Raw genomic sequence first — 2,033 nt, 5'->3', positions numbered from 1 at the left:
GCGAGACCAGCGGCGACGCCCAGCGCGCCACGATGATCACACCGGCGACCAGGCCGACCGCGGCCATCAGCGCGAACGCGCCGTAGCCGCGGGTGTGGTCGGTGATGACCCGGTCGCCGCCGTCGAAGGACGCGGCGGCCTGCGCGTACCCCCAGGCCGCGCCGGCCAGCAGCGCGGGCGTGAGCAGGATGCCGAGGAGGAGTCCGGCCGCGTGCCGCACCGCGCGTCACCTCACCTTCGCCCCGGCCGCGCCGGGAGGAGGCGCGGTCACCGGACCATCAGACCACGAACCACCGAATCCCGTCCCGAATACGTGGTTGACGGATCAATCCGTCCTGACCGATTCACCGCTCGCGGGCGGTCCCCGGACACCTGTCCGTTTCGACAGGACGTATGAGGGCATCGCCGGACAGTTCGTTCCGACGCTTGTCGGAGTCGAGGCACGAGGAGGACGCAATGTCGACCGCCATCATGGTCGTCGTCGCGGTCGTGGTCGTCGTCGCGGTCATCGCCGCGGCCCTGCTGGCGTCCCGGCAGGCCCGCACCCGGCGACTGCGCCGGCGCTTTGGACCCGAGTACGACCGCGCCGTCGAGCGGCACGGCGGCAAGGCCGCCGCCGAGCGCGAGCTGACGCAGCGCGAGCACCGCCACGAGGAACTGCCGCTGCGGGAGCTGGACCCCCGCCGGCGCGAGCAGTACCGCGCGCAGTGGACGCAGGTGCAGGAGCAGTTCGTGGACGCGCCGGAGGCCGCCCTGGAGCAGGCCGACCGGCTCGTCAAAGTGGTGATGAACGAGCGCGGCTACCCCGACGGAGACTTCGAGGACCGCGCCGCCGACCTGTCGGTGGAGCACGCCCGGACCCTGGACCACTACCGGCGCGGCCGCGAGATCCGGCTGCAGGGCGGCGGGAAGAAGGTGACGACCGAGGACCTGCGGCAGGCCATGGTCCACTACCGCACGCTGTTCGAGGACCTGGTCGCCGACCCGGCCGAGCGGGGGGCGGGCGGCCCCGCCGAGACCCGGGCCGACGCCCGGGCCGACGGCCGCGCCGACGGCCGCGCCGATGTACGCACCGACGAGCGGGCCGGCGCACGCGCCGAGGAGCCGGTCGCCGGGCGACCCGGCCAGGAGGCCACCGCCCGCGGACCCGTCGCCGACCAGCGGGGCGGCGGCCCCGCTCCGAGGAGCTGATCGCCATGCCCACCGACCGTTCCGATCAGACCCGCGATCCGCGCCGCACCGACGCCCCCGGGAGGCAGCCCATGTCCGAGCCGGTCACCCAGCCCCAGGACCGCGTGGTGGCCGGGCATGCCGACCGGGGCCAGGCCGGTACACGAGAGGGATCCGACACCGGCGAGCACAAGCTCCCCGGAACCGAGGCGGCCGGCAACACCCAGGCCGGAAACGTTCAGGGCGGCAACGCCCAGGCGGGTAACGCGGCGGCCCGGGAAATGCCCGCGGGCCAGGCACCCGTGAGCCACGCTGCAGGCGGCCAGGCCACCGCGGGCCACGCGGCCCCTGGTCACGCGTCCGCCGGCCAGGTGGCCGGAGGGCAGGTGCCCGGCGGTGAGGCGGGGACCCACGTGGGCGGCGTCGGCTCCGGCGCCCGTGCCGCCGGGAACGGCGCCACGGCGGCCGGCGGAACCACCGACACGCTACTGCCGCTGGAAGCGGCGAGCCGCTTCCGGGACCGATGGCACGAACTGCAGTCCGGCTTCGTGGACGACCCGGACGGGTCGGTCCGCAAAGCCGACGAGCTGACCACCGAGGTGGTCGCCGCCATCGGCCAGGCGCTCACCGCGCGCAAGCACGAGCTCGACGGACGGGCCCGCGACGGGAAGCAGGAGATGTCCGACACCGAGCGGCTCCGGCAGGCCCTGCGCGGCTACCGGGACCTGGTGGACCGGATGCTCGGCGCCTGACCCCCCCGCGACGCCGCCGCGCTGAGCCGCCGGCGTACGGAGACGCCGCCGCCCGAACGGGCAAGAACCGTACGGGCCTCCCCACACGAGCGACGCAGCCGCCAGATCGGA

2 protein-coding genes and 1 pseudogene are annotated in these 2,033 nt (G+C 75.3%); 2 read left to right on the top strand and 1 reads right to left on the bottom strand.

The window, feature by feature from the left end; translation table 11 throughout:
- A pseudogene (locus AB0J52_RS37910) lies at nt 1–220 on the bottom strand (hypothetical protein); the annotation flags it as partial.
- Between the two features lie 236 nt (nt 221–456).
- Here AB0J52_RS37910 and AB0J52_RS37905 point away from each other — a divergent pair.
- Both AB0J52_RS37905 and AB0J52_RS37900 read left to right on the top strand, forming a co-directional pair.
- Nucleotides 457–1,191, top strand: a complete 735-nt coding sequence (locus AB0J52_RS37905) for a hypothetical protein (protein ID WP_500187818.1) — start codon at nt 457–459, stop codon at nt 1,189–1,191.
- Nucleotides 1,192–1,196: 5 nt separating this feature from the next.
- Nucleotides 1,197–1,922, top strand: coding sequence for a hypothetical protein (locus AB0J52_RS37900; protein ID WP_500187816.1), 726 nt, complete (start codon nt 1,197–1,199; stop codon nt 1,920–1,922).
- The last annotated feature ends 111 nt before the right edge of the window (nt 1,923–2,033 follow it).

This window comes from Spirillospora sp. NPDC049652 (assembly GCF_040675125.1).
Taxonomy (GTDB): Bacteria; Actinomycetota; Actinomycetes; order Streptosporangiales; family Streptosporangiaceae; genus Spirillospora.
This window is presented reverse-complemented; position numbering and strand designations above follow the sequence as displayed.